This window comes from uncultured Brevundimonas sp. (assembly GCF_937870815.1).
Lineage (GTDB): Bacteria > Pseudomonadota > Alphaproteobacteria > Caulobacterales > Caulobacteraceae > Brevundimonas.
Genome location: NZ_CALMZS010000182.1, coordinates 1 through 1789, shown reverse-complemented (window position 1 = coordinate 1789; position 1789 = coordinate 1). Strand labels below are relative to the sequence as shown.

Below are 1789 nucleotides of genomic sequence, written 5' to 3'. Positions count from 1 at the left end.
CCTGAAACATGACCGGCCCGGAAGCTGCGCCAGCAGCTGTCCGGGCCACGGGTCGCGCCGGCTCGAACGGCCGACCTCCTCCCGGACAATCGCAGGCGATTTCCGGGAGCCTCCGGGAGGGGGCCCCCTTCGTCCCGGATAAGCGCTGCGCGCTTTCCGGGATGACAAGGACCGTTCAGCTTGGCGCAGCACCTTCTCCATCGTCTTCCCCTTCGCCACCTCGGCCCGTCCGGCCCTTCTTCCCGCCTTGGCGACGTAGTGGACATGGACGCTCGCCACGCCGGTCCGGCGGATGCGGTCGGTCGCGCTGGCCGCCATCGGCCCTGCGCCGTCTTCCGTTCGGCCCGCCAGGCGTTATACCGCTGATGCCGCAGGAGACCATCATGGCCGACCCCACCGAAGCCGACCTCAACGCCCTCGACCTCACCCCCGGCGAGGCGGCCGAGATCAACGCCATCGCCCACCCGCTGCTGGCCGATCCGGCCCCCGACGCCGACGAGCGTCTGGTGCGCATCGACTCGACCCCCGACGGCGTCGTCTTCGTCACCATCCACCGGCCCGAGAAGCGCAACGCCTTCGACGCCCCGACCGTGGCGGCCCTGTTCGAGGCCTTCGAGACCCTGCAGGGGGCCGACCATGTGCGCGTCGTCTTCATCCGCGGCGCGGGCGGGACCTTCAGCGCCGGCGCCGATCTCGGCTGGATGCGCGACGCGGCGAACTGGTCCGAGGCCGACAACCGCGACGACGCCATGGGCCTGGCCAGGATGCTCAAGGCCCTGCACGACGTCCCGGCCCTGACCGTGGCCATCGTCGAGGGCGCGGCCATGGGCGGCGGGGCCGGCATCGTCGCCGCCTGCGACATGGCCGTGGCCGTCGAAGGCGCCCGCTTCGCCTTCTCGGAGGTCAAGCTGGGCCTGATCCCCGCCACCATCGCCCCCTATGTGGTCGAGGCGGTCGGGGCCCGCGCCGCCCGGGCCCTGTTCATGACCGCCGAGGCCTTCGACGCCGCCGCCGCCAGGGACCTGGGCCTCGTCGACCGGGTGCTCGGTTCGGCCGACGAGATCGACGGCTTCGTGGCCGCCTTCTCCGCCGCGATGAAGGCCTGCGCCCCCGGCGCGGTCGGCGAGGCCAAGCGGCTGGTCAACGCCGTCGCCGGCCGCCACATCGACCACGGCCTGATGGAGGACACCGCCCGCCGCATCGCCCACGCCCGCGTCTCCGACGAGGGCCAGGAAGGCGTCCGCGCCTACCTCGACAAGCGCAAGCCGCGCTGGGCCGAGTAGGTGTTTGGCGTCTCCTCCCTGTTCGCGTAGCGAATGGGGAGGTGGCGCGGCGCGAATACGCGCCGTGACGGAGGGGCTCTGTCCGCCGCACGATCGGGATTCCGCCGTCGGCTGGTTCATCACAACGACCACTACGAAGAGGACACGACGGACACGACGGGGGCGAGGCCGCACCGGCCCTCCGCGGGCCCTTGCCCGCCATCAAGTCTTGCGTCTCCCTGACGGGAGCCGCCGGCCCGCCGGCCCCGCCGTGCCCGTTGTGAATTCGTCGTGCCCGTTGTGATGAACCCCCGCGCCGCCGATTGCTGCGCTGCAAATCCGCCGCCGGCCCGCATATTTTCAGAAGCCAACCCGCTGTTTTCCCTGCGCATCGTTTCCGGGTCAGCGTCATGAACGCGCCTGAGGAAGCCCCGGCTCTAGACTCTGCCCAACCCGTCGGTGGGGAGGGCGTCGGATCCACGTTCTCGATGGCGGCGGGCTGTGGTCGAGCGATGAAGCCCGGGCGA

The 1789-nt window shown here is 71.5% G+C and carries 1 protein-coding gene; it reads left to right on the top strand.

Annotated features, from left to right (window positions below):
* Positions 1-383: 383 nt before the first annotated feature.
* Positions 384-1283: an enoyl-CoA hydratase-related protein gene (locus Q0588_RS12205; protein ID WP_298746420.1), complete on the top strand. Its 900-nt coding sequence runs from the start codon at positions 384-386 to the stop codon at positions 1281-1283.
* Positions 1284-1789 lie beyond the last annotated feature (506 nt).